The sequence below is a fragment of the Sphingomonas hankookensis genome, assembly GCF_001619955.1.
GTDB classification, from domain to species: Bacteria; Pseudomonadota; Alphaproteobacteria; order Sphingomonadales; family Sphingomonadaceae; genus Sphingomonas; species Sphingomonas hankookensis_A.
Genome location: NZ_LQQO01000062.1, coordinates 1 through 26,635, shown reverse-complemented (window position 1 = coordinate 26,635; position 26,635 = coordinate 1). Strand labels below are relative to the sequence as shown.

Genomic DNA, 26,635 nt, shown 5'->3' with positions numbered 1-26,635 from the left:
CGGTGCAATATAGGCACCATTGCCAGAATGGCAAGATTCGCCCCAAATCGAACGACGTCGACCGCTACAGCCTCAGATCAGCTCCCACAGCGCATAACCGGTCAGCAGCACCGCCGCCGCCACCGACATGCCGAACAGGACATAGCCGATATAGTTCATGATCGCCGGGTTCGGGCGCTGGGCGCGCTTGTTGTGCGAGGCGGCCGACAGCACGAAGCTGGCCAGCAACCCGTAAGTGAACACCGCCGTCTCGACCATCGCGCGCCAGATCCTTGTGCCTGCATCGTGCGGCTGCCCCCCGGCCCGCCGCCTGCGTGGCTAAATCATAGCCTGGCCCGACTATCAATTGGTTAAGATGGAACCGATCGTCCGACAAAGGCGTTTCAGCCTGTTTTTCCATGTGCCAGGCCTTCCGCCGCGGTTCTTGGCGGTCGATGTCTCGCCTTATCATGCCGCGCGCTTGGCCGAAGCTGCCGGGTGCGTTCACGTGCTGGCGGGTGTAACCAGCGGGTCGAATAGCGGCTTCGGTTGCAGGGTTCACGCGGAGGCGCGGAGGCGCGGAGGCGCGAAGAAGAAGCAGAAGGTTAGATTTCGCGCAGAGGCGCAGAGGCGCGGAGAGGGTGCGTCCGGGGCCACCTTACCCGCGCCAGCGGCCTCGCCCTTGCCGACAGCGGGTGCAGTCGTCTGCCGATCGTGCGCGGTGGCAACAAACGCAACCCCTCCGCGCCTCTGCGCCTCTGCCCGAAATCTAACCTTCTTCTACCCCGACGCCGACGAAGACGCGAAAGGCCGCGCCCTCCGCGCCTCCGCGTGAATCAAACCCGGCCCGACACCGCCTCAATCGACCGCGTTGCCGTCCCCATCGAACACCAGCATCCGCGCCGGATCGGCATGGAGCGTGATCGCGTCCGCTACCGCATGATGCCCGTCCAGCTTCGCGCGGAACGCATCGCCCGACGGCAGCGCGCCATAGAGATAGGTCGAATGGCCCAGTGCCTCGACCGCCTCGATCGCCATCGGCAGCGCCAGGGCGTCGCCACCGCCCGTCAGCGTCACATGTTCGGGCCGCAGCCCCAGCGTCGCCCGCGCGCCCACCGCCAGCGCCGCCCCCCGGGCCGATCCGACGCGCAAACCCCCGGCCATGTCGAACAGGGTCACGCCCCCCTCGCGCCCGACCACCACCGCGTCGAACAGGTTGATCCGCGGGCTGCCGATGAAGCCGGCGGTGAAGACATTGGCCGGCCGGTCATACACTTCCAGCGGGGTGCCGACCTGCGCGATCCGCCCTTTGTCGAGGATCACGAGGCGGTCGGCCAGCGTCATCGCCTCGACCTGATCGTGCGTCACATAGATCATCGTCGCGCCCAGACGCCGGTGGAGCGCGGCCAGTTCGTGCCGCATCCGTACCCTGAGATCGGCGTCGAGGTTCGACAGCGGCTCGTCGAACAGGAAGAGGTCGGGATTGCGCACGATCGCGCGGCCGATCGCCACCCGTTGCCGCTGCCCGCCCGACAGCTGGTTGGGCATCCGGTCGAGCAGCGCGTCCAGTTCGAGCACCTGCGCGGCATGGGCGACCTGTTCGGCGATGGTCGCCTTGGCCACCCGCATATTCTTGAGACCGAAGCTCAAATTCTCACCGACTGTCATGTGCGGGTACAGCGCATAGGACTGGAACACCATCGCCACGCCGCGGTCCGACGCCGGCACCCGCGTCACGTCGCGCCCGCCGATGCGAATCTGCCCGCCGCTGACCGTCTCAAGCCCCGCGATCATCCTGAGCACGGTCGACTTGCCGCAGCCCGACGACCCGACCAGCACGACGAACTCGCCCGCCGCGACGTCCAGGTCGATGCCACGGATCGTGTCGACCCCGTCATAGGATTTGGTCAGCCCCTGAAGCTGCAATGCGCTCATTCGGTTTCCAGCTCCCATGCGGCGGCGCTGCTGTCGCCGCCCACGAATTCGGCGGCGATGCGGATCGGCGATCCGGCCTTGCCCGGTTCGCGCAGCAGGGCTTCGGCGGCGCGGCGGCCTTTCTCGAAGGCGTTCTGCCGGACGGTGGTCAACCGCAACCCCTCGCGCGGGCGGCCGGGCGGGTCGATCCCGTCATAGCCGGTCACCGACATGCGCCGCGGCACCGACAGCCCCAGCGCATCGCACCGCGCCATGACGCCATAGGCCAATCGGTCGGAGAAGCAGACCATCGCGGTCAGGTCGTGCTGCCGCCGGAGCAGCCGGTCGACTGCCCGCGCGCCGCCCTCCTCGTCGTTCGGCGTCTCGCACACGAGGATGCCCTTGGCCGGCACGCCCGCCGCATCGAACGCGTCGCGGCAGCCGAGCACGCGTTCGTGTACCACATGATTCTCGTCCGACACGTCGCGGTCGAGCGCGAACAGCTCGCCATGGTCCTGCGACCACGGAAAGGTGACGATGGCGATGTTGCGATGGCCAAGGTCGATCAGGTGCGAAACGACGCTGCGCATCATCTCGCGGTCGTTGGTCAGCACGCTCGGCAATTGCGGCGCGTCGAAGTCCACGACCACCGTCGGCAGCCCGCGCGCCAGCGCCTTGCGGATCGTCGGATGGCTCTTGTACGGCGCGTTCAGTATGTATCCGTCGACGATCGCGGTCAGATTGTCCAACCGTTCGGGATGCTTGTCCTTGAGCGGAATCAGGACGATGTTGGCGCCCTCCTCCTCGCACACCGACGATATGCCGCGCAGGAACGCGATGTCGTGCGCGTCGGTGAAAGCATAGCTCAGCTGGTCGTTGAACAGCACCCCGATCGCGCCGCACCGCCCGGTCCTGAGCGAGCGCGCCGCCGGGTTCGGCCCCTCATAGTGAACTTCCGCCGCATGGGCGAGGATCCGGTCGCGCAGCGCCGCCGACACCTTGGCCGGGTTGTTGTACGCATTCGACACCGACGTATGGGTGACGCCCAGATCGGACGCGATCGATTTCAACGTGGCACGTTTCGCGCGGGCCATGGTTCCTCTCCGGGTGGTGGTTCCACCGTCTTTCCCGACCACTAACCCGCCACCTTGACAGCCGCAACCACCAATGTTTAACGATAAACACGCCACCCGGCAAACGGGGACGATGGAGAGGAGCGACCGGCACATGGCCGCCAAGCCGAACACCCCCCGCGCCGCGTTCCTATTGGCGCTGGCCCTGCTCGCCCCATCGCCGGCCCTCGCCCGCCCGCAAACGATTGCAGCGGCCGAACAATCGTCGTTACGCGTAACCTTCGCACACTTCGACCATCTCTACGCCGAACGCGATCTGGACGGCGAACGGGTCGGCATCCTGCATATCTACAGCGAGGCGCCCGACTATCGCTTCGCCATCGAACCGCGCGAGGGCTATACCTGCGTCGACGATGTGGCGCGCGGGATCGTCCTGCTCGCCGCCGGCGCTCCCGACGCGAAGCGCCGCCACCAGATCGAGATGCTGACCCGCTTCGTCCTGAAGATGCAGGCGGAGAACGGCTATTTCCACAATTTCCTGTGGGGCGACGGCCGGATCAACCGCGAATACCGCACCTCGCTGGCCGAGCTGAACTGGTGGTCGCTCCGCGCGCTCTGGGGGCTGGAGGCCGCCCTGCCCCACCTCTCCCCCGACACCGCGAAGCGCGCCCGCGCGGCCGCCGACCGACTGGTCGCGAACCTCGAGCGCGACCTGCCCGTTGCCGCCAACGGGACCGTCCGCGTCGCCAACCTGATCGTGCCCATCTGGCTGCCGCTGGAGTCCGGCGCCGATGCCGGATCGACCGCGCTGCTCGGCCTGCTCCCCCACTACACTCGTACCAAGGACCCGGCGACCCGCGCGCTGATCGGCCGGATCGGTGACGGTCTGGTCCAGATGCAGGCGGGCGACGCCAAGCGCTTCCCCCATGGCGTGCATCTCAGCTGGCGCAATCAGTGGCATGCCTGGGGCAATGTGCAGGCCTATGCGCTGCTGCGCGCCGGCAAGGCGCTGAACCGACCCGACTTCACCGAAAGCGCGCTTCGGGAGGTCGATCATTTCTACCCGTACCTGCTGCGTACCGGCATGCGGTCGTCCTTCACCGTGGCGCGGACGGACAAGGGATATGTAGCGCGCGACCAACAGCGTTTCCCGCAGATCGCCTATGGCCTCGCCCCGATGATCCTCGCCGCGACCGAAGCCCATCGCCAGACCGGCAAGGCGCGCTATCGCACCACCGCGACCGCGCTCGGCCGCTGGTTCACCGGCGTCAACGATGCCAACCGCCCGGTCTACGACCCCGCGACCGGGCGGACCTATGACGGCATCGTCGCCGCGGGGCAGATCAACCCCAATTCCGGCGCGGAATCGACCATCGAGGGGCTGTTTGCGCTCACCGTCCTGTCGGGCACGCCGCTGCCATGACCACCCGGCGCGATGCCCTGCTGATGACGCTCGGCGGTGCGGCGCTGCTCACCGGCTGCGGAGGACGCAAGGCGGAGAAGCGCACCGACCGCATCCTGTTATGGATCGCGCCCAATGCGGCGGAGGAGAGCTTCTGGAAGATCGCCGTCGCGCGCTGGAATGCTGAGCGCCTCGGCCTGCCGGTCGACTTCACCACCATTCCCACCGCCGGCAATTCGGAGGATACCGTGCTGTCGGCACTGGTCGCCGGCACCGAACCCGATCTGTGCACCAACGTCTTTTCGGGCTTTGCGGTGCAGCTCGCCGCGCTCGGGCAGGTCGTCGATCTCGCGACGATGCCGGGCTATGATGCGCTGGTCGAGCGGCGGCACATGGCCACGATCATGGCCGGGTGGACGCAGGGGCGACAGGTGCCCGCGCTGCCGATCTATTCCAGCCCGACGCTGTTGTGGTGGCGCGCCGACCTGCTCGACCAGCATGGGCTGGGCGAACCGCCGAAAACCTATGCCGACGTCTATCGCTTCTGCGAAGCCTATGCCGTGCGCCAGTCGCGCTACGGGATGCAGGTGATCGCCGGGCGCGCGTGGCAGGATCGCTGGTTCGATTATATCTCCTATTATTACGCCGCCAGCGGGGGGCAGCCCTATCTGGCGGGCAACCATGCGCTCTATGACAATGCGTCCGGTCTTCAGGCGGCGGGCTTCATTGACCGCATGTACCGGCAGGGCTGGACCGCGCTCGACTTCGATGCCGAGGAGCCGCTGGTGTCCGGCCTCGCCGCCGGCGCGGTGCGGGGCCCGTGGGATGTCGAGCGGTTCGCCAACATCTATCCCGAGACGCTGGAGCGGATCGCGGTCGGGCCGATGATCGCCCCGGCGGTCGGCCCCCTGCCAGCCTCGACCTTTTCCGACAGCAAGGGTGCGGTGATCTTTCGCAGCAGCCGGGTGCAGCGCGAGGCCTTCGCCTTCCTGTCCTGGGCGCTGGGCGAGGAGGCGCTGAACCTGTTGTGGTTGCAGCGCACCGGCCTGTCCCCGGCACGCGACGACCTGCTGACCAACCCCGCCTTTGCCGGTTATTATCGCGGCAACGCCATCGCCCGCGCCTATGCCGCCAATGTCGCGACCGCGCGGCCGCCGGCGCTGTCCGAACATACCATCGATATCCAGAAGATCATGAGCGCGCGCCTGGTCGAACCGCTGATGCTGGGCAGCGCCCGCCCCGCCGCTGCCCTTGCCGATGCCGTCGCGCGGACCGACCGAATGCTGGAGGTGCAGGCATGAGGACAGGCGAACCCGTGTCGCGCGCGGCGGGAGCTTTGCGGAAGTCCCGACCACAGCCGCGTACCGTACCCCCGCGCAGGCGGGGGTCCAGGGCACCGGTCGTAAGCCTTTATTTTGCTTGGCTCTGGACCCCCGCCTGCGCGGGGGTACGGCAAGTGCGCGGCGAAGCGGCCGACCTTCATCAAGGTTTCCCAACGGTCGGGACAGGAGGTGCCTCTTGTTGAGAAAGCTCCCGTCAACGAAGCAACGCGCGCCATGGTCGCGCGAGGCCGTCATCGGGCTGTCGCTGGCCGGTGCCTATCTGCTCTTCACCGCTGTCTTCTGGGCCTATCCGTTCTTCTGGCTGGCCAAGCTGTCGGTGACGCAGTGGCGCTTCTTCGACGAACCCGTGTTCACGGGGGCACGCAACCTGCTGATGACGCTGCAGGACCCGCAATTCCTGCAATCGCTGTGGAATGTGGTGCGGTTCCTCGGCTTCTATCTGCCAATCGCGTTCGGCGGCGCGCTGGTCGTCGCGTTCGGGTTGCGGCATGTCGGGCGCGGCAAGGGGTTCGTGGCGCTCTGCTTCCTGCTGTCGAACGTGTCGTCGGGCGTCGCGCTGTCTTTGGTGTTCGCCAAGGTGTTCAGCTCGACCGGACCGTTCAACACGATGCTGTTCGACAATTTCGGCGTGCGGGTGCCGTGGACCAACGATCCGACGCTGGCGATGCTGGCGATCGCGCTGGTCGTCGCGTGGAAGTTCGTCGGCTATTATGGGCTGATCCTCTATTCGGGGCTGCTGGCGATCCCGAAGGAAATCTACGACGCCGCCCGGCTCGACCATGCCGGGCCGTGGACGCGGCTGACGCGGATCACGCTGCCGATGATGAATCCGCAGCTGATGATGGTGCTGACCTTTGCGATCCTCGTATCGTTTGGCCTGTTCACCGAACCGTTCATCATCACCGGCGGCGGCCCCAGCGACAGCACGTCGACGCCGCAGATGATGATCTACGAAACCGCGTTCCGGCGGTTGCAGCCGAGCCATGCGGCGATGATGAGCATCGTCGTCGCCCTCGTTACCTATGGTCTGGTCCAGCTCGCCCGGCGGCTGTTCGAACGAAAGGTCGTGCTGGCATGAAGGCGTTCCTTGCCAAACGCAGCGTGGGCGGATGGATCGCGACCATCGCCATCTATGCGCTGGCGCTGACCTGGCTCTATCCCTTCGCCTGGATGGTCGCCGCGTCGCTCAAACCCGACGCGCAGATCTATAACACCGCCCTGTTCGAAGGGGACTTCACCCTCGACAATTTCGCCTTCCTGCTGGCGACCGCTGACAAGCTCGACCGGCCGTTCCTGGGGGCGCTCGGCATCTCGGCGCTGGTGACGCTGACCGTGACCGCATCGGTGCTGCTGACCTCGGGCTTCATCGCGTTTGCGCTCGCGCGGATGCGGTTTCCGGGGCGTAAGATGTTCGGCGATTTCCTGCTGCTGCAGATGGTCATCCCGACCAGCATGTTCATCCTGCCGCTGTTCGTGCTCGTCAAGGAAATGGGCCTGCTCAACAGCCTGTGGGCGCTGATCCTGCCGTCGATGATGTCGGGATGGGGCATCTGGATGATGGCGCAGTCGTTCAGGACGATGCCCGAGGAATATTTCGACGCCGCCCGGCTCGACCGCGCGAGCCTGTGGCAGACGGTGACGAAGATCGTCGTGCCGCTCAACAAATCGATCATCGCGATCGTCGCGCTGTTCACCTTTACCGGCACGTGGGACAATTTCCTGTGGCCGCTGATCGCGATTTCGGACACCGACCGCATGCCGCTGTCGGTGCTGCTGGCGACGTTCAGCAAGCAATATGGCGGCTATGCCGGGCCGGTGATGGCCGGCGCGGTGTTGCAGACGCTGCCGCTGGTCCTGCTCTTCCTCCTTTTCCGGCGGCATTTCCTGCAAGGCATGTCGCTCTCGCTCAAATAGGACGCCCCCATGCTACAGCGTAGTCCGCGCAACCCCATCGTCGCGCCCGAAACCGTGCGCCCGAGCCGTCCGGGCTGGCGGATCGACGGCACGTTCAACGCCGGCGTCACCCGCTATGGCGAGGAGACGATCCTGCTCGTCCGCGTCGCCGAAAGCGTGATCGCCGACGATCCCGACACGGTGATCGTGCCGCTGCTGGAGGAGGCAGGCGGCGCATGGGGCTGCACCACCCGCAGCTTCCGCCGCGACGATCCGGCCTATGATTTCAGCGATCCGCGCATGGTGCGCTCCCGCGCCGACCCGCGCGAGGTGTTCCTGACCTCGCTGTCGCACCTTCGCCTCGCGCGCAGCAGCGACGGCGCGACCTTCGTAGTCGACGACGCGCCCTTCCTGTTTCCCGCCAACCGCAGCGAGCGTTTCGGGTGCGAGGATGCGCGGATCACGGTGATCGAGGGGCGGTGGTACATCAACTATACCGCGGTGTCCGACCTCGGCATCGCGACCGCGCTGGCGGTCACCGACGATTTCGTGTCGGTCGAGCGTCTGGGCATCATCCATGCCCCCGACAATCGCGACGTGTGCCTGTTCCCCCGGCGGATCGGCGGCCATTACTGGTGCCTGCACCGCCCCGCGCCGCTGCACCTCGGCACGCCCGAAATCTGGATCGCCAAGTCGCCCGACCTGCTCCACTGGGGTGACCATCGCCACCTGTGCGGACGCAGCGGCGATGGGTGGGAGGCGATGAAGATCGGCGGTGGTGCGCAGATGATCGAGACCGACAAGGGCTGGCTGCAAATCTATCACGGCGTCGATGCGAAGCAGCGCTACAGCCTCGGGGCGCTGCTACTCAACCGCGACGACCCGCGCGTGATCGTCGCGCGGCTTGCACAGCCGCTGGCCGAGCCGGTCGAACCCTATGAAGTCTCCGGCTTTTTCGACCAGGTCGTGTTCAGTTGCGGCGCGCTGGTCGAGGGCGACGAACTGCGCGTCTATTATGGGGGGGCCGACCGGGTGATGGCGCTCGGCACGGTTTCCCTGGGGAAACTCTGGCAGGCGATGGGGCTGTGATGCACGGAGGATCGATGCACGAAACCGACATTCCGCGCGTCCGCACCCGCTACGAAGCCTTTGCGCAGGGGGCGACGCCGGCACGGACCGAGCGGCTGATCTTCGCCGGATTCGACGGGCTGGACGTCTACAACATCTCCGCGCCGTTCGTATCGGCCGGACGGCGGGTGATCGCCGGACGGGTCGAACCGCGCGACAGCGAACATTCGCTGGCCGTCTTCTTCGAGGAAGTGGACGGCGTGTGGCATCCGATCGCCGACGCGCCGCGCTTTCCGCTACAGGACCCGTTCGTCACCTTCATCGGCGGCGAGCTGGTGTTCGGCGGCGTCGCGGTCCGCTTCGGCGAAGGGCTGCCCGAATGGTGGACGGAATTTTATCGCGGGGCCGACATCTTCTCGCTTGCGCCGTTCTTCGCCGGCCCGCTGGGGATGAAGGACATCCGGTTGTGCGAACGGGCCGACGGGCGCGTCGCGGTGTTCACCCGGCCACGTGGCGCCAAGGGCGGGCGCGGTACGATCGGATATACCGAGGTCCCCTCGCTCGATGCGCTGTCGGTCGAGGCGATCGACGCCGCACCGATGCTTGGGGGCATGTTCCACCCGCTCGACTGGGGCGGGGTCAACGAAGCGCATCTGCTGGCGAACGGCGAAATCGGCCTGATCGCGCACGCGGCCTATTTCGAGGACGATACGATCCATAGCGCGCGGCATTATTATGCCGTCGCCTTCGTGTTCGATCCGGCGACCCGGCGCTGGCGCGACCTGAGCGTGATCGCCGGGCGTGGGCAGTTCGGCCCCGGTGCGGCGAAGCGGCCCGATCTGGTCGATGTGGTGTTCTCGTCGGGGATCGAGCAGATCGACGGCGTGACGCGGCTCTATGCCGGCACCTCGGATGCGGAGGCGCATTGGGTCGAGATTGCGTATCCGTTCGATGTGCCGTTGGCGGCGGCCACCCCCTGATCGTCACCCCCGCGTAGGCGGGGGTCCATATCCGCTGACGTCACGGATCGAGCTGCAACGTCGGCGTCTATGGATTCCCGCCTTCGCGGGAATGACGAAATGGGGGCTTCACTCCAACCCCAACGCCACCCGGTCCGCCGTCGCCGCCGCCAGTTCGGCGCGCGCCGCCGCGATCCTCGCCTGGGCGTCGATGAGGCGCACGCGGGCGTCGTTCGCGGTTTCCTCGCGCTGGTTGACGAGGAAGAAGTCGCTCGACCCCAGTTCGAACCGCCGCCGCTCGGCATCGGCCAGGCGTTCGGCCAGCGCGCGTTCCTGTTCGGCGACGGCCGCCAGTCGTTCCGCCGCGCCGACGCCGATCAGGATCCCCTCGACCTCCACGGCGATCTGGTCGCGCACGAAGCGCCCGCGTGCGTTGAGCGCATCGATCTCCGCCTCCGCCTCGCTCACCTTGCCGCGCGCGGCGCGGTTCTGCAGCGGGATCGAGAAGCGGAAACCCACTGCCGCCTCCAGCGGGGTGCGCGAACTGCCGCCCAGTCCCGGCGGACCGATATCCTTGCCCACCTCGCCGCGCAGGTCGAGCCGGGGGCGCAAGTCGTTTTCCGCGAGCGCCAGCTTCGCCAGCCCCTGATCGACCCGGGTCAGCAGCACCTGCAGATCGGGGCGGCGCTGCGCCACGTCGCCGACCGGCGCGACCACCCGCGGCCCGACCAGCGCGTTGCTGTCGCCCGGCAACCGCTCCGCGCCGACCAGCAGCGGATTGCCCGCCGCGTCGCGATAATAGAGCGACAGCGCATTGGCCGCCGCCTGGAAATCACCCTCCGCCTTCACCACCAGGCCACGGCGGCGGACGAGGTTCTGGTCGTTCTCGGTCAACAGGATGTCGGGCCGCGCGCCCAGTTCGATCTGCCGCGCGATGCCGCCGCGGCGCCGTTCGGACAGGTCGAGCAGGTCGCGATAGGCGCGCAGCCGCTGCCCGGCGGCGACCCAGTTCTGGTACGCGTCGACCGCGCGACGCTGCACCCCGATCGCCGTCGCCTCGCGTTCGAACCGGGCGATGTCGATGTCCCCGCCGGCCAGGGTGCGGCGGGTGCGGCGTTCGTCGACCAAACGGTCACGCATCAGGGAATAAAGTGCCCCAACCTTCACCTCGCCCAGGCGGTTGGTGTAGAATTCGTCCTCGTACACCGGAAAGTCGCCGCGGGTGACGCGGTAATTGCCGTAGAGATAGCCGCCATTGTCGCCCATCGGCCGCGTCGCCCGCCCGCTGACGACGGTGCCGTCATAATAGCCGAGCGCGCGGGATTTGCCCTCCGCCTCGAACACGGTGTCGAACGCGCCCTCGGCGGTGAGCGCGCGGCCCTCCGCCGAGCGGATCTTTGCCAGCGCCTCGATGATCTGCGGCGCGGCGCGGGCGGAGGAGCGCAGCACCTCGTCCAGCGTCAGCGGCGCGGCGGCGGGCTGCGCCAGCGCGGGGACCGGTGCCAGCAGGGCAAGGGCAAGCGCGGCGCGGATCATTTGGGCTTCCCCGCCTTCGCCGCGATCTTGGCGGTATCCTCCTCCTTCGCGCCGTCCTTGGGGGTCGTGACATTGCCGAATTCCAGCGGGAAGTCGTTCAGCTGGCGCCACAATTCATAGCCGACCGTGACCGTCTCCCCCTGCACCCAGCCCTGCACCTTGCCGCCCAGGCGGACATAGCGGCCATCGGGCCAGGCGGGCTTGCCCGGCGCGGGTTCGACGATGATGCGGAACAGCCCCTGCAGATTGGCATTGGGATCGATCGTGCGCACCCGCCCGTCGAAGAAGCCATAGGCGACCGAGGGCCATCCGCTGAACTGGATCGCGGGCCAGCCTTCGAATTCCAGTCGCACCGGACGGCCGGGCTTGAGCAGCGGCACGTCGCGCCCGTCGATCAGCAGCTCGACCGCGCGTTCGACCCGTTCGGGGGCGATGGTGGCGAGCGCGGTGCCCGCCGTGACCAGCGCGCCGGAGGCGGCGGCGTTCAGGTTCTGGATACGGCCGTCGCGCGGTGCCCGGACCAGCTGCGCCGACTGGCGATTGAGCTGCACGTTGATGCGGTTCAGTTTGGCGCGGGAGTCCGCCAGCTTCGCTGCGGCTTCGGCGACCTTGATCTGCGCCAGTTCGAAATCGCGCCGCGATCCCAGCCCCTCGGCCAGCAGCTGCCGGGTGCGCGCGACATCGATGTTGGCGACCGAGCGCGCCTGTTCGATCGCCTGGATTTCGGCCTCGACCTGCGCGCGTTCGGCCGACAGGCGGCTGAGCAGATCGGGGTCGAGGTCGACGACGCGGGCGATCGGGGCGCCCTTGTCGACATGCTGCCCGTCCTGGACATACCATTGCACGACCCGGCCGGGGACCAGTGCGGTCACGTCCTGCGCGCGGTCCTGCGGGTCGAGCGCGACGACGGTGCCGCGCCCGCGCGCGGTCTGCAACCACGGCACGAGGAACATGATCGCGACCGCGACCGCGATGCCGATGGCGATCAGCCACGCGACCACGACGCCGACGCGCGGCGGGCGCAGCCTGGCCAGCGTGCGGAAATGGGCGAGATGTTCAGGCCGACGCATCATCGCCCCCCTCCTGTGCCAGCGTGGCGCGCAGCTCGTCGAGCGACGCGAAGCGCCGCTGTTCGTCGGTCCCCAGATGCAGATAGCCGTCGAGCGCCATATCCTCCGGCCGGCCGGTGAACAGCAGCACGGTGGTGCCATGCCGCTGCAGTTCGGCCAGCGCCGCGCGCAGCCGTTCGGGCGGCAACAGGTCGAACAACTGACCGAGCAGCAGCAGCTTCGGCCGCACCAGCAGCGCATTGGCGAGCTTCAGCGCCATCGTTTCGCCGATGCTGAGCGGATAGCCCGACGCGCCGAGCGGCGTGTCGAGCCCCTGCGGCAGGCTGGCGAGGCGGCGTTCGAGGCCGACGGTCGCCAGCGCCTCACCCGCCTCCAGCGCGCGTTCGCCCTGCCCGCCGGTCGCAAGCCGCAGATAGTCGCGGATCGTCACGTCGACGATGGTCGCGCGGTCGAGCACGGTCACGTCGGAGCGCAGCTGATACATGTCGAGCGCGCCGAGATCGGCACCGCCGACGCGGATCAGCCCGCGTTCGGGATGGACATGGCGTTTGAGCAGCAGCGCGAGCCGCCGTTCGCTACCCGGTTCCGCCACCACCACCAGCTGTTCGCCGGCCGACAGGCTCAGGTCATAATGCGCGCCGTCGAGCACCAGCCCGGTCATCCGGACCGCCCCGTCGCGCGGACCGCCCTCGCCGCGCTGGTCGGGTTCCTGGGGAATCGCGAACAGCAGCGACAATTCCTCCGAACTGGCGGTCAGGTCGTAAAAGGTGTCGAGATACCAGCCCAGCTGCGAGATGCCGTAGAACACGCCCGACAGGATCAGCTCCGCGGCGACCAGCTGGCCCAGCGACAATTGCCCGCGCAGGATCAGCGTGCCGCCCAGCAGCAGCAGCGCGGCGCTGGCAAAGGCATAGACCAGCAGGAAGGCGATGGTCTGGGTGAACTGGTAGCGGAAATATTTGCGGTGCGCGCCGACATAGGTCGCGGTCACCGCCTCCGACCGGTCCATCGCGAACGCCAGGTGGCGCGACGATTTGTAGAAGCCGTTCGACCCGCCGACGCTTTCCAGCCAGCGCGCGGTATTGTGCTTGGCATGGCTGAGCGCGACCGCGCCGGTGATCGCCCCGCTTTGCCACAACAGCCAGATCAGCACGACGGTGCCGACCAGCACCGCGTTGAAGGCGAGGAAGAAGGGGTGGTAGAAGCTGGTGATGGTCAGGCCGACCGCCGCCTGCAACACGATGGTGAAGGCGCCGATCACCAGGCTGGGGATCGCCTTCTGCACCACGACCAGGTCGAAGAAGCGGTTGAACAGGTCGCCGCGATTGGCGTCGGCGAAGAACGGGTCCTGCGCATGGACCGCGCGCAACGTCACCTCCGCCACCACCCGCGCGAACACGCGGCGTTCGAACGCGGCCATGATCCACACGCGCAGCGCGCTGAGTGCCGCGACCAGCAGCAGCAGCACCAGCAGCACGCCCGACAGCGCCCAGAGCGGGGCCGGCATCGCGGTATTGGCGACGCTGTTGATCAGCAGCTGGACCGAGATCGGCGTGGCCAGCGCCAGCAGGCTGATCGCGACGGTATAGACCAGCCCTAACCGGACATAGGCGGCATCGGGGCCGATGATCTGCGCCAGCCACCCCGCCGCATCCCTGAAACCCAGTCGTTTCGCTGCCACCCTGTCGTCCTCTTCGTTCCCCCGCTCCCCGCTTACGGTATACGAACCCTGCGGCCAAGCTCCCCCAAGAGCCTTAACCGCGATCATGGTGAGATAGTGTTACAAATTATGTTGCAGTGCGGCCAATCGGAAACCTTGCCCCGTTGCCATAGTCTGCGACTATAGCCGCGCCATGCCCACGCTGCGTCAGTTCGAATATCTGGTGACCATCGCCGACACCGGATCGTTCGCGCTGGCGGCGCGGGTGGCGCATGTGTCGCAACCGACGATGAGCCAGCAGGTCCGCGCGCTCGAAGCGCGGCTGAACGTCCAACTGGTCGAACGCGGGGCCGGCGGCGCGGTGCTGACCCCGGTCGGGCGCAGCATCGTGACGATCGCGCGGCGGATGCTGGCCGATTCGCGCGACATCGCCGCGCTGGCGGCAGGCGCCGCGCACGGGCTGACCGGGACGATCCGGCTCGGCACCACGCCGACGCTCGGCCCCTATCTGTTGTCGCCGATCATCGCCGACCTGCACCGGCGCGCGCCGAACCTGCGCCTGCAGGTGCGCGAGGGGATACCGGAGGAACAGGCGCTGGAATTGTCGCGCGGCGAGCTGGACCTGCTGCTCGGACCGCTGCCGATGGCGGGCGACGACCTGACCGTCGAGCCGCTGTTCCGCGAACCGCTGTACCTCGTCGCCGCGCTCGACCATCCGCTAGCCGCCGGGGGAGAGGTCGCGGAGCGGGCGCTGGCGGGCCATGCGCTGCTGACGCTCGACCCGCGCCACCACCTTGCCCGGCAGGCGGCCGAGCTTGCCGCGCGCCACGACATGACCGTCGCCCCCGATTATTACGGCACCAGCCTCGAAAGCCTGCATCAGATGGTGGCGAGCGGGCTCGGCCTCGCGCTGCTGCCCGGCCTGTATCTGCGGCGCGATGCCAACCGGGCGACGGGGCTGAAGCGGTTGGCGGTACAGGGCTGGCGCGTGCATCGCTCGATCGCGATCGCCTGGCGCCGCCAGTCGCCGATGGACGCCGCATTCCGGCTGATCGCCGACCAGGTGCAGGCAAGCGCGCGGCAGGTGCTGGGCGATAGCTGACGCGGGCTCCATACCCTGTGCCCGCAGGCGCCGGTCGATCCGCTACGGCATCGGATACGGCCCCTTGCCGCCATCGGCGATGAAGCGGTCGACCCGCGCATCGATCAGCGGCAAGGGCACCGACCCCAGGCTCAGCATCGCGTCGTGGAAGGCGCGGTAGTCGAACTTCTCGCCCAGCGCCCGCTGCGCCTTCGCCCGCGCATCCAGGAACGCCAGCTCGCCCATATAGTAGCTGAGCGCCTGTCCCGGCCACGCGATGTACCGGTCGACCTCGGTCGTGATCTCGTGGTTCGACAGCGCGGTATTGTCGCGCAGGAACGCCTGCGCCCGTTCGCGGCTCCACCCCTGCGAATGGATGCCGGTATCGACGACCAGTCGCGCGGCGCGCCACATCTGGTAGCTGAGCATGCCGAACGTCTCATAGGGCGTTTCGTACATCCCCATATCCTCGCCCAGCGCCTCGCAATACAGCGCCCAGCCCTCGCCATAGGCGGAGATATACTCGTTGCGGCGATATTCGGGCAGGTCGCTCAGCTCCATCGCGAACGGCATCTGGAACGCATGGCCCGGCGCGCTTTCGTGCAGCGTCAGCGCGGGCAGCGAATAGAGCCCGCGCGAGGGCAGGTCATAGGTGTTGACCATATAGATGCCCGGCCCGCCGCGCCCGCTGGTATAGAAAGGCGCGATCTCCGGCGCGACCGGCTTGATCGCGAAACGCATCCGCGGCAGCCGCCCGAAATAGGTCGCGACCTTGCCGTCGAAGGTCTTGGCGATCCATGCCGCGCGGTCGAGCAGCTCCTGCGGCGTCTTCGCATAGAATTGCGGATCGGTGCGCAGGTGGTTCAGGAACGACGGCAGGTCGCCCTGCCATTGCACCTGCGTCATCACCTGCTGCATCCGCGCGCGGATTTTGGCGACTTCGGCAAGGCCGATGGCGTGGATCTCCTCGGGCGCGATGTCGCGGGTCACGAATTCGCGGACCTTGGAGCGGTAATAGGCACGGCCGTCGGGCAGGCCATAGGCTGCCAGCCCCTCGCGCGCATGCGGGATATAGTCGTCGCGCAGGAACGCCATCAGCCGGGCATGCGCCGGGACCACGGCGGTCGCGATGACCCGCTTCGCCTCGGCCCGGAGCGCCGCCTGCCGGTCGGCGGGGATCGTCGCGGGCAGGGTGCGGAACGGCGCGTAGAAGGGCGATGCCTCGCCCGGCCCGGCCTGCACGACCGCCGCCACGCCGGCATCGCGGCCCTGGAGCGTGATGCGAGGCGGAGTGAAGCCGCGCTGCAACCCGGCGCGCATATTGGCGATCTGCTGGTCGTAATAGCGCGGCAGGCTGGCCAGCTGCGACAGGTACAGGCGCAACGCCGCCTCGTCGCGATAGTCGGCGCGCGCCATGTCGGCGACGCTCATCCAGAAACTGGTATCGGCGTTGAGCGGCTTTTCGAAATCGCGAAAGCGTTGCTGGGCGAGCAATGCCGCGACCTGGCCGCGATAGACGGCGTAATCCTCGCGCGCAGCGGGGGTGAGCGTGGCGGGATCGATCCGGTCGAGCGCGGCGAGCGTATCGCTCCAGCGCCGGGTCATTGCCGCCTGCGCCGCCGGGCCGACATCGGGCAGCGTCGCATTGGCGCTGACCGGCGCATCCTCGCCCGGGCCGCGCAGCGTCTTGCGCCACGCATATTCCTGGTCCGACAGGCGGCGGAAGCCCATGTCGTTCGTCGCCTGTGCCGGCGCGGGCAGCGCCAGCACCAGCGTCAGTGCCATGGCGATCGTCATGCCGTTCCCCCCGTCGTCCGGTCGATATCGTCGAGCAGAGCGCGCGACACCCACACCCCGTCGCTCTCGCTGACCGGGCGCAGCGCGTGGCGGCGCGCACCGGGCACGCGCGCGCCCTGCCCCTCGATCGCGGCGAACACGCTTTCCGCGCGTGCCATCTGTTCGGCGGCCCCCGCCCCCAGGAACCCGGCGGGATCGAGCGCCACGATCAGCTCGCCGCCCAGCGGCGACCCCTTGCGCCCGGCATCCCACGCGATCGATTCGGCGCTGGTCAGGTCGCCGAGCAGCGGCCCGGCGAGCAGTTCGACCATCAGCGCCAGCGCCGAGCCCTTGTGCCCGCCGAACGTGCGCATCGCCCCGGCCAGCACCTCGGCCGGATCGGTCGTGTCGCCGCCGTCCGGCGCATGGCCCCAGTCGGCGGGAACGGGCGTGCCCGCGCGGCGGTGCAGTTCGATCTCGCCGCGCGCCACGGCGCTGGTCGCGAAGTCGAACACGAACGGCACTCCGCCCGCGCGCGGCCAGCCAAAGGCGATCGGATTGGTGCCGAACACCGGCCGCGTACCGCCCGCCGGGGCGACCCAGGCGTGGTTGGCGGTCACCGCCAGCGCGACGAGCCCGCGGTCGACCAGCGCCTCCACCTCCGGCCACAGCGCGGCGAAATGGACGACGTTGGTGATCGCCAGCGCGGCGATGCCGTTGGCGCGTGCCGCATCGACCAGCGCGTCGCGCCCGGTATCGAAGGCCAGCTGCGCGAAGCCGCCCCGGCCATCGACCCGCACCACGCCGCCGGCACGCGGTTCCAGCAGCACCGGCACCGCATCGGGCACCACCACGCCGCAGGCGACCGAATGCGCCGCGACCAGCAGCCGGTACAGCCCGTGCGCGCCGCACCCGTCGCGTTCGCCCGCGACGATCGTCTCCGCCACCGCCGCGACATGCGCCGGGGCGAGACCGACGCGGGCGAGCGTGGCGCGCGCATAGGCGCGCACCGCGTCGAGCGTCATGTGCACCCGGTCGTCGTTCACGCCGGCGTGCCCCGCTTCGCCGCGAACAGCCGGACGCCGAACACCGGCCCGGCGCTGTTGCGGTCATGCGGCACGAACCGAACCTTCACCCGCGTCTTGCCCTTGGTCAGCGCCTCCGGGATCGGATAGTCGACGTCGAAGAACGATCCCGGCCGGTCGGCGTCCAGCGTCTGCGTCGCGATCCGCTGGTTATCGACCAGGATGTCGAAGCTGCGCTTGCGCTCGTCGCCCCAATAGGTCGCCTGCAGCAGCAGCGGGCCGGGTTTGACCGCCATGGTGAATTCGAAGAAGCCGCCGCTGCGCGCGTCGCGTCCGTTGCGCCCGCGATAGACCAGGGCATAGGAGATTTCGGAGGTCAGCTGGTGATCGCGCTCGGGCTGCATCTCGCCCAGGTGCATGACGTCGACCTGCCGCGTCGCCAGTTCGCGCTGCCGTGCCTGTTCGGCGAGGAACGCCGCCTCCTCGGTCTTCCACTCAGCATCGCTGAAGCGTTTGAAATAAACCGCCGAGCGCCGGTCATATTGCCGATAGAAGGGGACGAAGGTCAGGTCGCCGGGACGGACGATGCCCTGCGTCGCATATTGCGCCTCCTGCGGCGCGACGGGCGCGAAGGCGGCGATCAGGTCGTCGCCGACCATCGACGGATCGGGCTTGTCCCACGTCCCGTCGGCCCGGCCGAGATCGCCCGCCAGCACCAGCGGCCCGCGCAGCACCGCCACCGTCTGCGCATCGCCCGGCGTCGGTTCGATCCGCAGGTCGAGCGGCAGGCGGATCGTCACGCGGTCGCCCGCCTTCCACCGGCGGGTCACGATGGCATAGCCGCCCGCCGACGCGGCATCGACCGGCCGGCCGTTGACCAGCACCTCATGCGTCTTCGCCCATCCCGGCACGCGCAGCGCCACCGGAAAATTGCCGGGCCGATCGAGCGTGGTGAAGGTCAGCGTGGCATCACCGGTAAAGGGATAGCCCGTGTCCAGCCCCAGCGTCGCGCCGCGCGCGGCCCATTGCGCATCGGCGGGGATATAGAGGTTGACGATGAGCGTGTCGTCGCCGGTCCAGAAGATGCTCTCGCCATGTTTCGCATGGCTTTCCATGCCGGTGCCGACGCAGCACCAGAATTCCTCGCCATCGCGCGCCGAATATTCGCGCTTCGCCCCCGACATCAGCGGCATCATATAGGTGAAGCCGCCGTCGACCGGTTCCTGATGCGCCATGATGTGATTGAGGTGCGCGCGTTCGTAGAAGTCGAACAGCGCCCCGTCCGGCTCCCATGCGAAGAGGTGCCGGGTGAGCTTGAGCATATTGTAGGTGTTGCACGATTCGCAGGTCTGTTCGGTGATGTGCTGCGCGATCGTGTCGGGCGCGCTGAAATATTCGCGGTCGGCATTGCCGCCGATGACGTAGCTGTGGTGGCGTACCACCTGTTCCCAGAAGAAGCGCGCGGCGGTCGCCTGTTCGGGCTTGCCGGTGATCTCGTGCAGCCGGGAGAGGCCGATCAGCTTGGGCACCTGCGTATTGGCATGGAAATTCGCCAGCTGGTCGCGCTTCTGCGTCAGCGGGTCGAGCATGCGCCTGTCGTAGATCCGTTCGGCCAGGCGCAGCCAGCGCGCGTCGCCGGTGCGGGCGTGCAGTTCGGCGAAACTCTCGTTCAGACCGCCATATTCGCAGGCCAGCATCACCTGTACCTGATCGTCGCCAAGCGCGGCGAACACCCGTTCGATATAGCCGCCCAGCGCCACTGCGATCGCCATCGCCCGCGCGTTCGGGCCGATATGGTCGATGACGTCGAACAGCCCGGTATAGAGCTTGTGCCAGTTGTAATAGGGCACCCAGCAGCCGTTGAGGTCGAACCCGCCCGAGCGGATGTCGCCGCGCATGATCTCCGGAAAGATCTCCTTGCCGTTGACGATGCTGCCGTCCTTGCGTTTGCGCGAGAAGCCCGCGACATAGCCGTCGCCATGCGCCGCCTGGCACCGCGCCAGTTCGCCGATGATATAGTCGGCACGCGTCGCGCAGTCGCCGCACCCGGTCTGCGCATGCATCAGCGCCAGCGCGGAGAGATAATGGCCAAGCGTATGGCCGGCGATCGTGTCGCTTTCCCACCCGCCATAGACCGGCGCCTTGGCGGGCAGCCCGGCGAAGACGTGGAAATTGTGGAGCAGCCGGTCGGGCGACAGCCGCATCAGATAGGCCTTGTTCACCTCCACCGCGCGGGCATAATCGGACGGGCGCAGCCGCACCGCCGACAGCGGGAACGGCCGCGCGCTGGCCGGCAACCCCGCCCCGCGCTGTGCCGCTGCCGGGATGGTCAGCATGGGCAGCGTCGCGGACGACAACAGGAACGCACGACGACCAACCAGCATTTCCATCTCCTCAGAATATGGTATACGATAAGCCGATATGGGTCGGAGTCAACCGACCGGATAACAGGGATGATGACGGGATGCGGCGGTTTGTAACAGCGTGCGGTGCGATGACACTGGCAGCGGCACTGGCCGGGGGCGCGATCCTCGCCGCGCCGGCGCCCTCCGCACCGACGCAGCGCACGCCGTCCGCCCATGTCGCCGGGCCGCTCCGCCTGACGCTCGACCCGGCCAGCCAGACGCTGCTGCACCTGTCGCCGACCAGCGAGCCGGGGTTCGATTTCGCGCCCGGCGACCGCGCGGCCGAGCGGCGGGGCGACGGCTATGCCCAGATCGGCGACCTGCACCTGCGGCTGCGCATGGCCGGCAGCGCGGGGGCGTGGCGCGATTTCTCCTCGGCCAGGCGGCGCGTACCGGTCCGCGCGCTTCCCGCCGGGGGCGAGGTGCTGGCCCGCGCCGACCTGACCCCGACGATGGGCGAGGGCATGCCGCTGTCGATCGAACGGGCATGGCTGCGCCAGCGCGGAGGGCCGGTGCTGCGCTTCACGCTGCACAATCGCGGGACGGCACCGGTCGAGATCGGCGCGCTGGGCATGCCGATGGTGTTCGACAACATCATCACCGACCGCACGCTGGAACAGGCGCATGTCAAGGGCAGCTTCGTCGATCCCTATATCGGCAACGACGCCGGCTATCTGCAGGTCACCCGGCTGAACGGCAAGGGACCGGCGCTGCTGGTCCTGCCCGACGGGCGCACCCCGCTCGAACAATATCGCATCCTGCACGATGCGAAGGAGGCCGGCGCCGGCGACATCTTTACCGACCGCACCCCGCGCCGGCAGACGTTCGAGGGGTTCTACGACTGGATGGTCGCCAGCAGCGCGATGGCGGACAAGGGGCAGCCGTGGAACCCGGCCACCGGCTTCACCCTGGCCCCGGGCGAGCGGCGCAGCATCGGCGTCCGCTTCGTCACCGCGCCGTCGATCCGGGGGATCGAGGGCAGCTTGCAGGCGGCGGGCCGGCCGCTGGCGATCGGCCTGCCCGGCTATGTCGTGCCGACCGACAGCCCCGCCGACCTGTTCGTCCGATCGCCCCAGGCGGTGCGCGGGATCAGCGTCACCCCCGCCGATGCGCTGACGCTGACCGAGGTCGCCGGGCCGGCGGGGTGGCATCGCTGGCGGGTGACGGGCAAGGGATGGGGCCGAGCGCGGGTCGCGATCCGCTATGCCGATGGCAGCGTGCAGAGCGTGCATTATTATGTCACCAAGCCGCTGGCGCAGGTGTCGGCCGATCTGGGGCGGTTCGCGACGACGCGGCAATGGTTCGACGATGCCAGCGACCCGTTCCGCCGCGCGCCGTCGATCCTGACCTATGACCGCGACGCCAACCGCATCGTCACGCAGGACAGCCGGGTGTGGATCGCGGGCATGAGCGACGAGGGCGGCGGCGGGTCGTGGGTCGCCGCGATCATGAAGCAGCTCGACCATCCCGAGCCGCAAGAGGTCGCGAAGCTGGAGCGGATGGTCGACGAGACGGTGCTGGGCAAGTTGCAGGTCCCCGGCGGCGGGGTGAAGAAGAGCCTGTTCTATTACGATCCCAAGGCGTTCGCCGGCTATTACGACAAGGGCATCGACTGGACGACCTGGGCGTCGTGGGACCGCAAGCAGGCCGACGATCCGGGCCGGTCGTATAATTACCCGCATGTCGCGATCGGCCATTGGGTGCTCTATCGCCTGGCGCGGCACCATGAAGGGCTGGTGAAGCGCCACGACTGGCGCTTCTACCTCGACCATGCCGCGCAGACGACGGTCGCGATGATGCGCGACGCGCCGCATTATGCGCAGTTCGGGCAGATGGAGGGCGAGGTGTTCCTCGAAATCCTGACCGACCTGCAGCGCGAGGGGATGACCGCCAGGGCCGCCGAGATCGAGAAGCTGATGAAGGCGCGGGCCGATCACTGGCGCACGCTCGCCTATCCGTTCGGCAGCGAGATGGCGTGGGATTCGACCGGCCAGCCCGAAGTCTATGCGTGGATGCGGCATTTCGGGCATGCGCGCGAGGCGGCGGTCACGCGCGAGGTGATCCTGGGCTATGACCCGACCGTGCCGCACTGGGGCTATAACGGCAATGCGCGGCGCTATTGGGATTTCCTGTACGGGGGCAAGGTCGCGCGGATCGAGCGGCAGATCCACCATTACGGATCGGCGCTGAACGCCGTGCCGCTGTTCGACGCGTTCCGCCGCGACCCCGCCGACCTGCACCTGCTGCGCGTCGCCTATGGCGGGTTCATGGGCGGGATCACCAATATCGACCGCGACGGCTTTGCCTCCGCCGCGTTCCATTCCGAACCCGACATGATGCGCTGGGACGCGTATAGCGGCGATTACGGCATGGGCTATTTCGGCCATGCCTATGCCGCCGCGACCTATCTGGTGCGCGATGCGACCTTCGGGTGGCTGGGGTTCGGCGGCGCGGTGACGGCGGGGCCCCAGGCCATCGAGATCGTGCCGCACGACGGCGCGCGGACCCGGCTGTTCGTGGCGCCGGCGGGGCAGTGGATCACGCTGGCGGCGGGCCGGATCGCGCGCGCCCGCTGGTATCCGGCCACGCGCCGCATCGAGCTGACCCTCGACCCGGCCAGCGCGACCACGCCCGCCGCGCATCTGTCGGTCGAGGCACCGGCGGGCGGCGCACCCTATCGGATCGATCGCGGCACGGTGGAGCGGGGCTTCACGACCATCGCGCTGTCGGGGGCGCCGACGACGGTGGTGCTGGCGGCGCGGTAGGGGTGGTCCCTCGAGGCGTACCCGTCACCCCGGCGAAGGCTGGGGTCTGCCGGTCGTAGCGCAGGGCAGGAGCCGAGGGAGACCCCAGCTTTCGCTGGGGTGACGGATGTTTTGACGCGTCGTTGAAAAACAAGGCTTTTTCGAAATAAGTTCACAAAGTTCACGCTCGCCACGGTTTCGCATGGTCTTGCGAGTGCTGCGCAATAGCGACCTTCGGTTCAAAGAGCGGCAGGGACTGTGGCAGGTCGCATCCTTGTAGGACAGGCCTTTCGTCCGGGCTACCGCGCGCCGCCCAGCGTCCTCAGGAAGAAGTCATATTCGCGGCGCTGGCCATAGGCGACGGGCCCGGTCGAACGGCCGGCGGCGTGTTCGCCATTGGGGATGACGAGCAGTTCGAAATCCTTGTCCGCGCGGATCAGCGCGTCGACCACCTGCATCGTCGAGGCGGGATCGACGTTCGAATCCTGTTCGCCGACCACCAGCAGCAATTTGCCGCGGAGCTTGTCGGCATGGACCACCCCCGACGCCGCGAGGTAGCTGGGGTTGACCGGCCATCCGAGCCATTGTTCGTTCCAGTCGACCTTGTCCATCCGGTTGTCGAAGCAGCCGGCGAACGCCACCCCCGCCTTGTACAATTCCGGGTGGAACAACAGCGCGTTCAGCGTGCTCTGCCCGCCGGCCGAGCCGCCATAGATGCCGACCCGCGACAGGTCGACGGCGCGGTCCTTCGCCGCCAGCGCGCGCATCCATGCGATGCGATCGGGAAAGCCGCTGTCGGCGAGGTTGCGCCACGCGACGTCGTGAAACGCCTTCGACCGGTTGGCGGTGCCCATACCGTCGATCATCACGACGATGAAGCCGAGATCGGCGATCTGCTGCATCCCCATCGCCTTGTCCCCGCCGGAAAAGGCGCCGAACGGCCAATAGCCCTTGGGCACGAAGCTGTCGTGCGGACCGGCATAGATGTTTTCGATCACCGCATAGCGCTTCGCCGGATCATAGTCGCGCGGCCGCACGACCAGCCCGTGAATGTCGGTCGTGCCGTCGCGCCCCTTCGCCACGAAGCGTTCGGGCGGGCGGTAGCCGGCGGCGGTCAGCGCGCGCACGTCGCCGCGTTCCAGCGTCGCGATCAGCCGGCCGTGATCGGCATCGCGCAGCTCGGCGACCTCGGGCACGTCGGTGCGCGAATGGACGGTGACGAACCGGGTGCCGTCGGGGGAAAAGCGCGCCTCGTGCGTGGCATCGCCTTCGGTCAGGCGGGTCAGGTTGCGCCCGTCGAAATCCACCCGGAACCAGTGTTTGTGATAGGGATCCTCGCCCGGCACCGTGCCGCTCGCTGAAAACCAGATGCGGCGGCGGTCGTCGTCGATGCGGGCGATGTCGCGCACCACCCAGTTCCCGCGCGTGATCTGCCGCTTCACCCGGCCGGTCTTCGCATCGATCAGGTAGAGGTGCCGCCAGCCATCGCGCTCCGATGCCCAGATGAGCTCGGCCCCCGCCCCGCCCACGTCATGCGCGAAGCGGCGTTCGTTATGGATAAAGGTAACCGCATCCTCGCGCACCGCCGCATGGGTCGCGCCGGTCGCGGCGTCGACCGCCACCACCGCGGCATGCTGAAACCCGCGCCGCATATAGTCGAACGCGAAGCTGCGGCCGTCGCGGCGCCATGCGATCGGCCCGAGCTGCCACGGATCGGGGAACAGCGCGGTGTCGACCGTAACCTGTCGCCCGGTCGCCGCGTCGAACACCACCGGGCGTTCCTGGTCGATCGCATCGCCGGGCTTGGGATAGAGTTGCTGCACGAGTTCCGGCTGTACCCGGTCCTTGGGCGACGACACGACGCGGGTCACGATCCGGCGATAGCCCGGCCGGACGCGGTAGAGCGCGATCCATTTGCCGTCGGGCGACCAGGCGATGGTTTCGGGATCGTAGAAATCGCCGGGGCTGCCGTCGTGGCTACGCCACGCCTCCGCACCGCCACCGATGCCGCGCACGACCAGATTGTCGTCGATCACCAGCGCCTCGCGCCCGCCGCCGGGTGCCGGGCGCGGCGGGTTGAGCGCGGGCACGGTCAGGTCGCGCACCACGTCGAACCCGCGCGGGCGGCGGTGCGGTTCGTCGAGCGGGGCACAGACCGGATCGGTCAGCGTGCAGCGCCACGGCGCATAGTCGATGGCGAAGCGGATCGCGCCGCGCCCGTCCTCGAACGCGAATCCGTCGAACGGCAGGCGCAGCGGATCGACCGCCTGCCGCCGCGCCGCCGCCAGCGCGCGCGCGATGGCCGCCGCGTCGAAGGCGGGCCGCTTCGCCAGCGTTGTCGCATCGACATCGACAAAGGCGAAGCCGCCCGCCACCGTCTTGCGATAATGGAAGTGCCGCCCGTCGCCGTCCCATGTCGCAGGAAAGGCGATGTCGCGGGTCAGCCATTGCCATTGGTCGCGAAGCGCGATCGAGCGGGCGATGCGCGGATCGTCCTGCGCCCCCGCCGGCACCGCGACCGTCGCCAGCGCCGCCCCGGCCAGCGATGCCCATATCGATCGCATCATCGCGCCGCCCCCAGGGTGATGGTCCATTCGACCGGTTGCAGCGGCACGCGATAGCGCAGATGCGGCCGCCCGTCGCTGCTCCACCCGGTATCGCCGCCGACCCCGCCTTGCAGCACATCGACCAGCAGCGTGCCGTCGCCATGCGGGCGGATATCGCTGCTATGCGCCTGCCCCGGCGACTTTTCCATCAGGTCGGCATAGGGAAAGGGCAGCGCGTTGACCGCCAGCGGCCGGTTGCCCGCCACGCGCAGCCCGGTGCCCGTCGCCCCGGTCAGCTCGATCCAGCGCACATCCTGTCTGGTCCCCGATTCCTGCGGCCGGGGATAGGCGTGATACTGGTCGGCGAGCAGGCCGGCATAGGTGGCGACCAGCGCCGCCGTCTTGCGGTCGGCATAATTTTCCCACGGTCCCCGGCCATACCAGCGGATGCGGTCGAGCGTCGCAGGCATCGCGAACTGCAGGCCGATGCGCGGCGGATCGGGCAGGTCGTCGCGTAAGGGAACGAAGCGCAGCGTCGCGCGCGCCGTGCCGCCCGCGTCCATCGTCCAGCGGGTGGTGACCTTGACCGATCCGACGCCCATGTCGTGCGTCACGACGATCGCATTCCCGTCGATGCCGATGGCGTCGACGCGGCGCTGCTGGCTGAACACCTGCCACATCTTGTGGCTCTTGGTCATGCCGGTGCCGATGTCGTTGTCGGTCGGCGCGCGCCAGAAATCGGGGGCGCCGCCGCTCAACAACGTGGCGCCGCCGCGCGCATAGCGGCGGATAAGGCCGGTCGCCTTGTCGACCTCCAGCACGCCGTCCCCGGCGGTCAGCCGCAGCGCGTCGCCGCCATCGACCGGCGTCGCGGTCGCGGCGAGGGCGGGCAGCGGGCGCGGCGGCGACAGCGCGAACTGGTCATAGCCGACGACATGGCCGGCGGCGACCAGCGGGATCGCGCCCCCGGTCGTGCGGGCGCGCAGCACCAGCATCCGCTCCGCCGCAGCATCGCGCGCGGGCGGCAGGGGGAGCGCCAGCGGCGCGCGCGCGCCGGCCGCCACCGCCGGCATCCGGAGCGCGCCGCGCGCGACCTCCCGCCCGTCCTCCAGCACGCTATAGTCGAGCGTGAAGCGCGACAGGTCGATATGGTCGTGGCGG

At 68.5% G+C, this 26,635-nt stretch carries 19 protein-coding genes; 8 read left to right on the top strand and 11 right to left on the bottom strand.

The features are described 5' to 3' along the window. Window positions 1-72 precede the first annotated feature (72 nt). The 3 genes from AVT10_RS16565 to AVT10_RS16555 all read right to left on the bottom strand — a co-directional run bounded on the left by AVT10_RS16565 (window position 73) and on the right by AVT10_RS16555 (window position 2,987). Window positions 73-258: a hypothetical protein gene (locus AVT10_RS16565; RefSeq protein ID WP_066694036.1), complete on the bottom strand. Its 186-nt coding sequence runs from the start codon at window positions 256-258 to the stop codon at window positions 73-75. Window positions 259-837: 579 nt separating this feature from the next. Further along, window positions 838-1,914, bottom strand: coding sequence for an ABC transporter ATP-binding protein (locus tag AVT10_RS16560; protein ID WP_066694035.1), 1,077 nt, complete (start codon window positions 1,912-1,914; stop codon window positions 838-840). After that, window positions 1,911-2,987, bottom strand: a complete 1,077-nt coding sequence (locus AVT10_RS16555) for a LacI family DNA-binding transcriptional regulator (protein WP_066694033.1) — start codon at window positions 2,985-2,987, stop codon at window positions 1,911-1,913. The genes AVT10_RS16560 and AVT10_RS16555 overlap by 4 nt, the downstream gene beginning before the upstream one ends. Window positions 2,988-3,120: 133 nt before the next feature. Here AVT10_RS16555 and AVT10_RS16550 point away from each other — a divergent pair, with 133 nt between their 5' ends. From AVT10_RS16550 to AVT10_RS16525, 6 genes are all read left to right on the top strand, one after another. Then, the gene (locus AVT10_RS16550; RefSeq protein ID WP_066694031.1) at window positions 3,121-4,389 is read left to right on the top strand and encodes a hypothetical protein; all 1,269 of its coding nucleotides are present in this window, start codon (window positions 3,121-3,123) and stop codon (window positions 4,387-4,389) included. Continuing rightward, complete coding sequence (locus AVT10_RS16545; protein WP_066694026.1) at window positions 4,386-5,669, top strand: ABC transporter substrate-binding protein; 1,284 nt, start codon at window positions 4,386-4,388, stop codon at window positions 5,667-5,669. Before AVT10_RS16550 ends, AVT10_RS16545 begins: the two co-directional genes overlap by 4 nt. Before the next feature lie 220 nt (window positions 5,670-5,889). Next, entirely contained in the window at window positions 5,890-6,789 is a 900-nt protein-coding gene (locus AVT10_RS16540; protein ID WP_066694023.1) for a carbohydrate ABC transporter permease, read from the top strand. Continuing rightward, window positions 6,786-7,625 (top strand): carbohydrate ABC transporter permease, encoded by an 840-nt coding sequence (locus tag AVT10_RS16535; protein ID WP_066694018.1) that lies wholly within the window; start codon window positions 6,786-6,788, stop codon window positions 7,623-7,625. Before AVT10_RS16540 ends, AVT10_RS16535 begins: the two co-directional genes overlap by 4 nt. Before the next feature lie 9 nt (window positions 7,626-7,634). Then, window positions 7,635-8,693 (top strand): glycoside hydrolase family 130 protein, encoded by a 1,059-nt coding sequence (locus tag AVT10_RS16530; RefSeq protein ID WP_066694014.1) that lies wholly within the window; start codon window positions 7,635-7,637, stop codon window positions 8,691-8,693. Between the two features lie 14 nt (window positions 8,694-8,707). After that, entirely contained in the window at window positions 8,708-9,652 is a 945-nt protein-coding gene (locus AVT10_RS16525) for a DUF1861 family protein (RefSeq protein ID WP_066694011.1), read from the top strand. Between the two features lie 108 nt (window positions 9,653-9,760). On the opposite strand, the gene AVT10_RS16520 is transcribed toward AVT10_RS16525, so the two are convergent. Genes AVT10_RS16520 through AVT10_RS16510 form a run of 3 tightly spaced genes read right to left on the bottom strand, consistent with a single transcriptional unit; the run spans window position 9,761 to window position 13,918 of the window. Continuing rightward, window positions 9,761-11,167 (bottom strand): TolC family protein, encoded by a 1,407-nt coding sequence (locus tag AVT10_RS16520; protein ID WP_066694004.1) that lies wholly within the window; start codon window positions 11,165-11,167, stop codon window positions 9,761-9,763. After that, a complete protein-coding gene (locus AVT10_RS16515; protein ID WP_066694001.1) occupies window positions 11,164-12,240 on the bottom strand; it encodes an efflux RND transporter periplasmic adaptor subunit in 1,077 nt (358 codons plus the stop codon). Before AVT10_RS16515 ends, AVT10_RS16520 begins: the two co-directional genes overlap by 4 nt. Further along, complete coding sequence (locus AVT10_RS16510) at window positions 12,224-13,918, bottom strand: ABC transporter transmembrane domain-containing protein (protein WP_066693993.1); 1,695 nt, start codon at window positions 13,916-13,918, stop codon at window positions 12,224-12,226. The genes AVT10_RS16515 and AVT10_RS16510 overlap by 17 nt, the downstream gene beginning before the upstream one ends. A gap of 172 nt (window positions 13,919-14,090) precedes the next feature. Here AVT10_RS16510 and AVT10_RS16505 point away from each other — a divergent pair, with 172 nt between their 5' ends. Next, complete coding sequence (locus AVT10_RS16505) at window positions 14,091-14,999, top strand: LysR family transcriptional regulator (protein WP_066693990.1); 909 nt, start codon at window positions 14,091-14,093, stop codon at window positions 14,997-14,999. Window positions 15,000-15,041: 42 nt separating this feature from the next. Here AVT10_RS16505 and AVT10_RS16500 read toward each other — a convergent pair whose 3' ends face one another. The 3 genes from AVT10_RS16500 to AVT10_RS16490 are packed head-to-tail and all read right to left on the bottom strand — an operon-like array spanning window position 15,042 to window position 20,169. After that, complete coding sequence (locus tag AVT10_RS16500) at window positions 15,042-16,775, bottom strand: DUF885 domain-containing protein (RefSeq protein ID WP_066693987.1); 1,734 nt, start codon at window positions 16,773-16,775, stop codon at window positions 15,042-15,044. After that, entirely contained in the window at window positions 16,772-17,779 is a 1,008-nt protein-coding gene (locus tag AVT10_RS16495) for an Ldh family oxidoreductase (protein WP_084401829.1), read from the bottom strand. Before AVT10_RS16495 ends, AVT10_RS16500 begins: the two co-directional genes overlap by 4 nt. A 17-nt stretch (window positions 17,780-17,796) precedes the next feature. Further along, window positions 17,797-20,169 carry a glycoside hydrolase family 127 protein gene (locus AVT10_RS16490; protein WP_157092803.1) on the bottom strand — a complete coding sequence of 791 codons (2,373 nt, stop codon included), beginning with the start codon at window positions 20,167-20,169 and terminating at the stop codon, window positions 17,797-17,799. A gap of 104 nt (window positions 20,170-20,273) precedes the next feature. Between AVT10_RS16490 and AVT10_RS16485 the strand changes: the two genes are divergently transcribed. Further along, window positions 20,274-22,949 (top strand): DUF5695 domain-containing protein, encoded by a 2,676-nt coding sequence (locus AVT10_RS16485; RefSeq protein WP_198158624.1) that lies wholly within the window; start codon window positions 20,274-20,276, stop codon window positions 22,947-22,949. Window positions 22,950-23,227: 278 nt separating this feature from the next. Here the strand turns inward: AVT10_RS16485 and AVT10_RS16480 are convergent, their stop codons facing one another. Both AVT10_RS16480 and AVT10_RS16475 read right to left on the bottom strand, forming a co-directional pair. After that, on the bottom strand, window positions 23,228-25,495 hold the full coding sequence (locus AVT10_RS16480) for a S9 family peptidase (RefSeq protein ID WP_232308063.1): 2,268 nt from the start codon (window positions 25,493-25,495) through the stop codon (window positions 23,228-23,230). Further along, the coding region (locus tag AVT10_RS16475; protein ID WP_157092802.1) for a beta-galactosidase small subunit family protein at window positions 25,492-26,635 on the bottom strand (1,144 nt) is incomplete at its 5' end. The genes AVT10_RS16475 and AVT10_RS16480, both read right to left, overlap by 4 nt.

Excerpts from the sequence above, each read along its gene's own strand:
- AVT10_RS16560 (WP_066694035.1), bottom strand. The coding sequence starts at position 1,914 with ATGAGCGCATTGCAGCTTCAGGGGCTGACCAAATCCTATGACGGGGTC.
- AVT10_RS16535 (WP_066694018.1), top strand. The coding sequence starts at position 6,786 with ATGAAGGCGTTCCTTGCCAAACGCAGCGTGGGCGGATGGATCGCGACC.
- AVT10_RS16480 (WP_232308063.1), bottom strand. The coding sequence starts at position 25,495 with ATGATGCGATCGATATGGGCATCGCTGGCCGGGGCGGCGCTGGCGACG.
- AVT10_RS16545 (WP_066694026.1), top strand. The coding sequence starts at position 4,386 with ATGACCACCCGGCGCGATGCCCTGCTGATGACGCTCGGCGGTGCGGCG.
- AVT10_RS16565 (WP_066694036.1), bottom strand. The coding sequence starts at position 258 with ATGGTCGAGACGGCGGTGTTCACTTACGGGTTGCTGGCCAGCTTCGTG.
- AVT10_RS16530 (WP_066694014.1), top strand. The coding sequence starts at position 7,635 with ATGCTACAGCGTAGTCCGCGCAACCCCATCGTCGCGCCCGAAACCGTG.
- AVT10_RS16550 (WP_066694031.1), top strand. The coding sequence starts at position 3,121 with ATGGCCGCCAAGCCGAACACCCCCCGCGCCGCGTTCCTATTGGCGCTG.
- AVT10_RS16505 (WP_066693990.1), top strand. The coding sequence starts at position 14,091 with ATGCCCACGCTGCGTCAGTTCGAATATCTGGTGACCATCGCCGACACC.
- AVT10_RS16490 (WP_157092803.1), bottom strand. The coding sequence starts at position 20,169 with ATGGAAATGCTGGTTGGTCGTCGTGCGTTCCTGTTGTCGTCCGCGACG.
- AVT10_RS16555 (WP_066694033.1), bottom strand. The coding sequence starts at position 2,987 with ATGGCCCGCGCGAAACGTGCCACGTTGAAATCGATCGCGTCCGATCTG.
- AVT10_RS16485 (WP_198158624.1), top strand. The coding sequence starts at position 20,274 with ATGACACTGGCAGCGGCACTGGCCGGGGGCGCGATCCTCGCCGCGCCG.
- AVT10_RS16500 (WP_066693987.1), bottom strand. The coding sequence starts at position 16,775 with ATGACGATCGCCATGGCACTGACGCTGGTGCTGGCGCTGCCCGCGCCG.
- AVT10_RS16520 (WP_066694004.1), bottom strand. The coding sequence starts at position 11,167 with ATGATCCGCGCCGCGCTTGCCCTTGCCCTGCTGGCACCGGTCCCCGCG.
- AVT10_RS16525 (WP_066694011.1), top strand. The coding sequence starts at position 8,708 with ATGCACGAAACCGACATTCCGCGCGTCCGCACCCGCTACGAAGCCTTT.
- AVT10_RS16515 (WP_066694001.1), bottom strand. The coding sequence starts at position 12,240 with ATGATGCGTCGGCCTGAACATCTCGCCCATTTCCGCACGCTGGCCAGG.
- AVT10_RS16495 (WP_084401829.1), bottom strand. The coding sequence starts at position 17,779 with ATGACGCTCGACGCGGTGCGCGCCTATGCGCGCGCCACGCTCGCCCGC.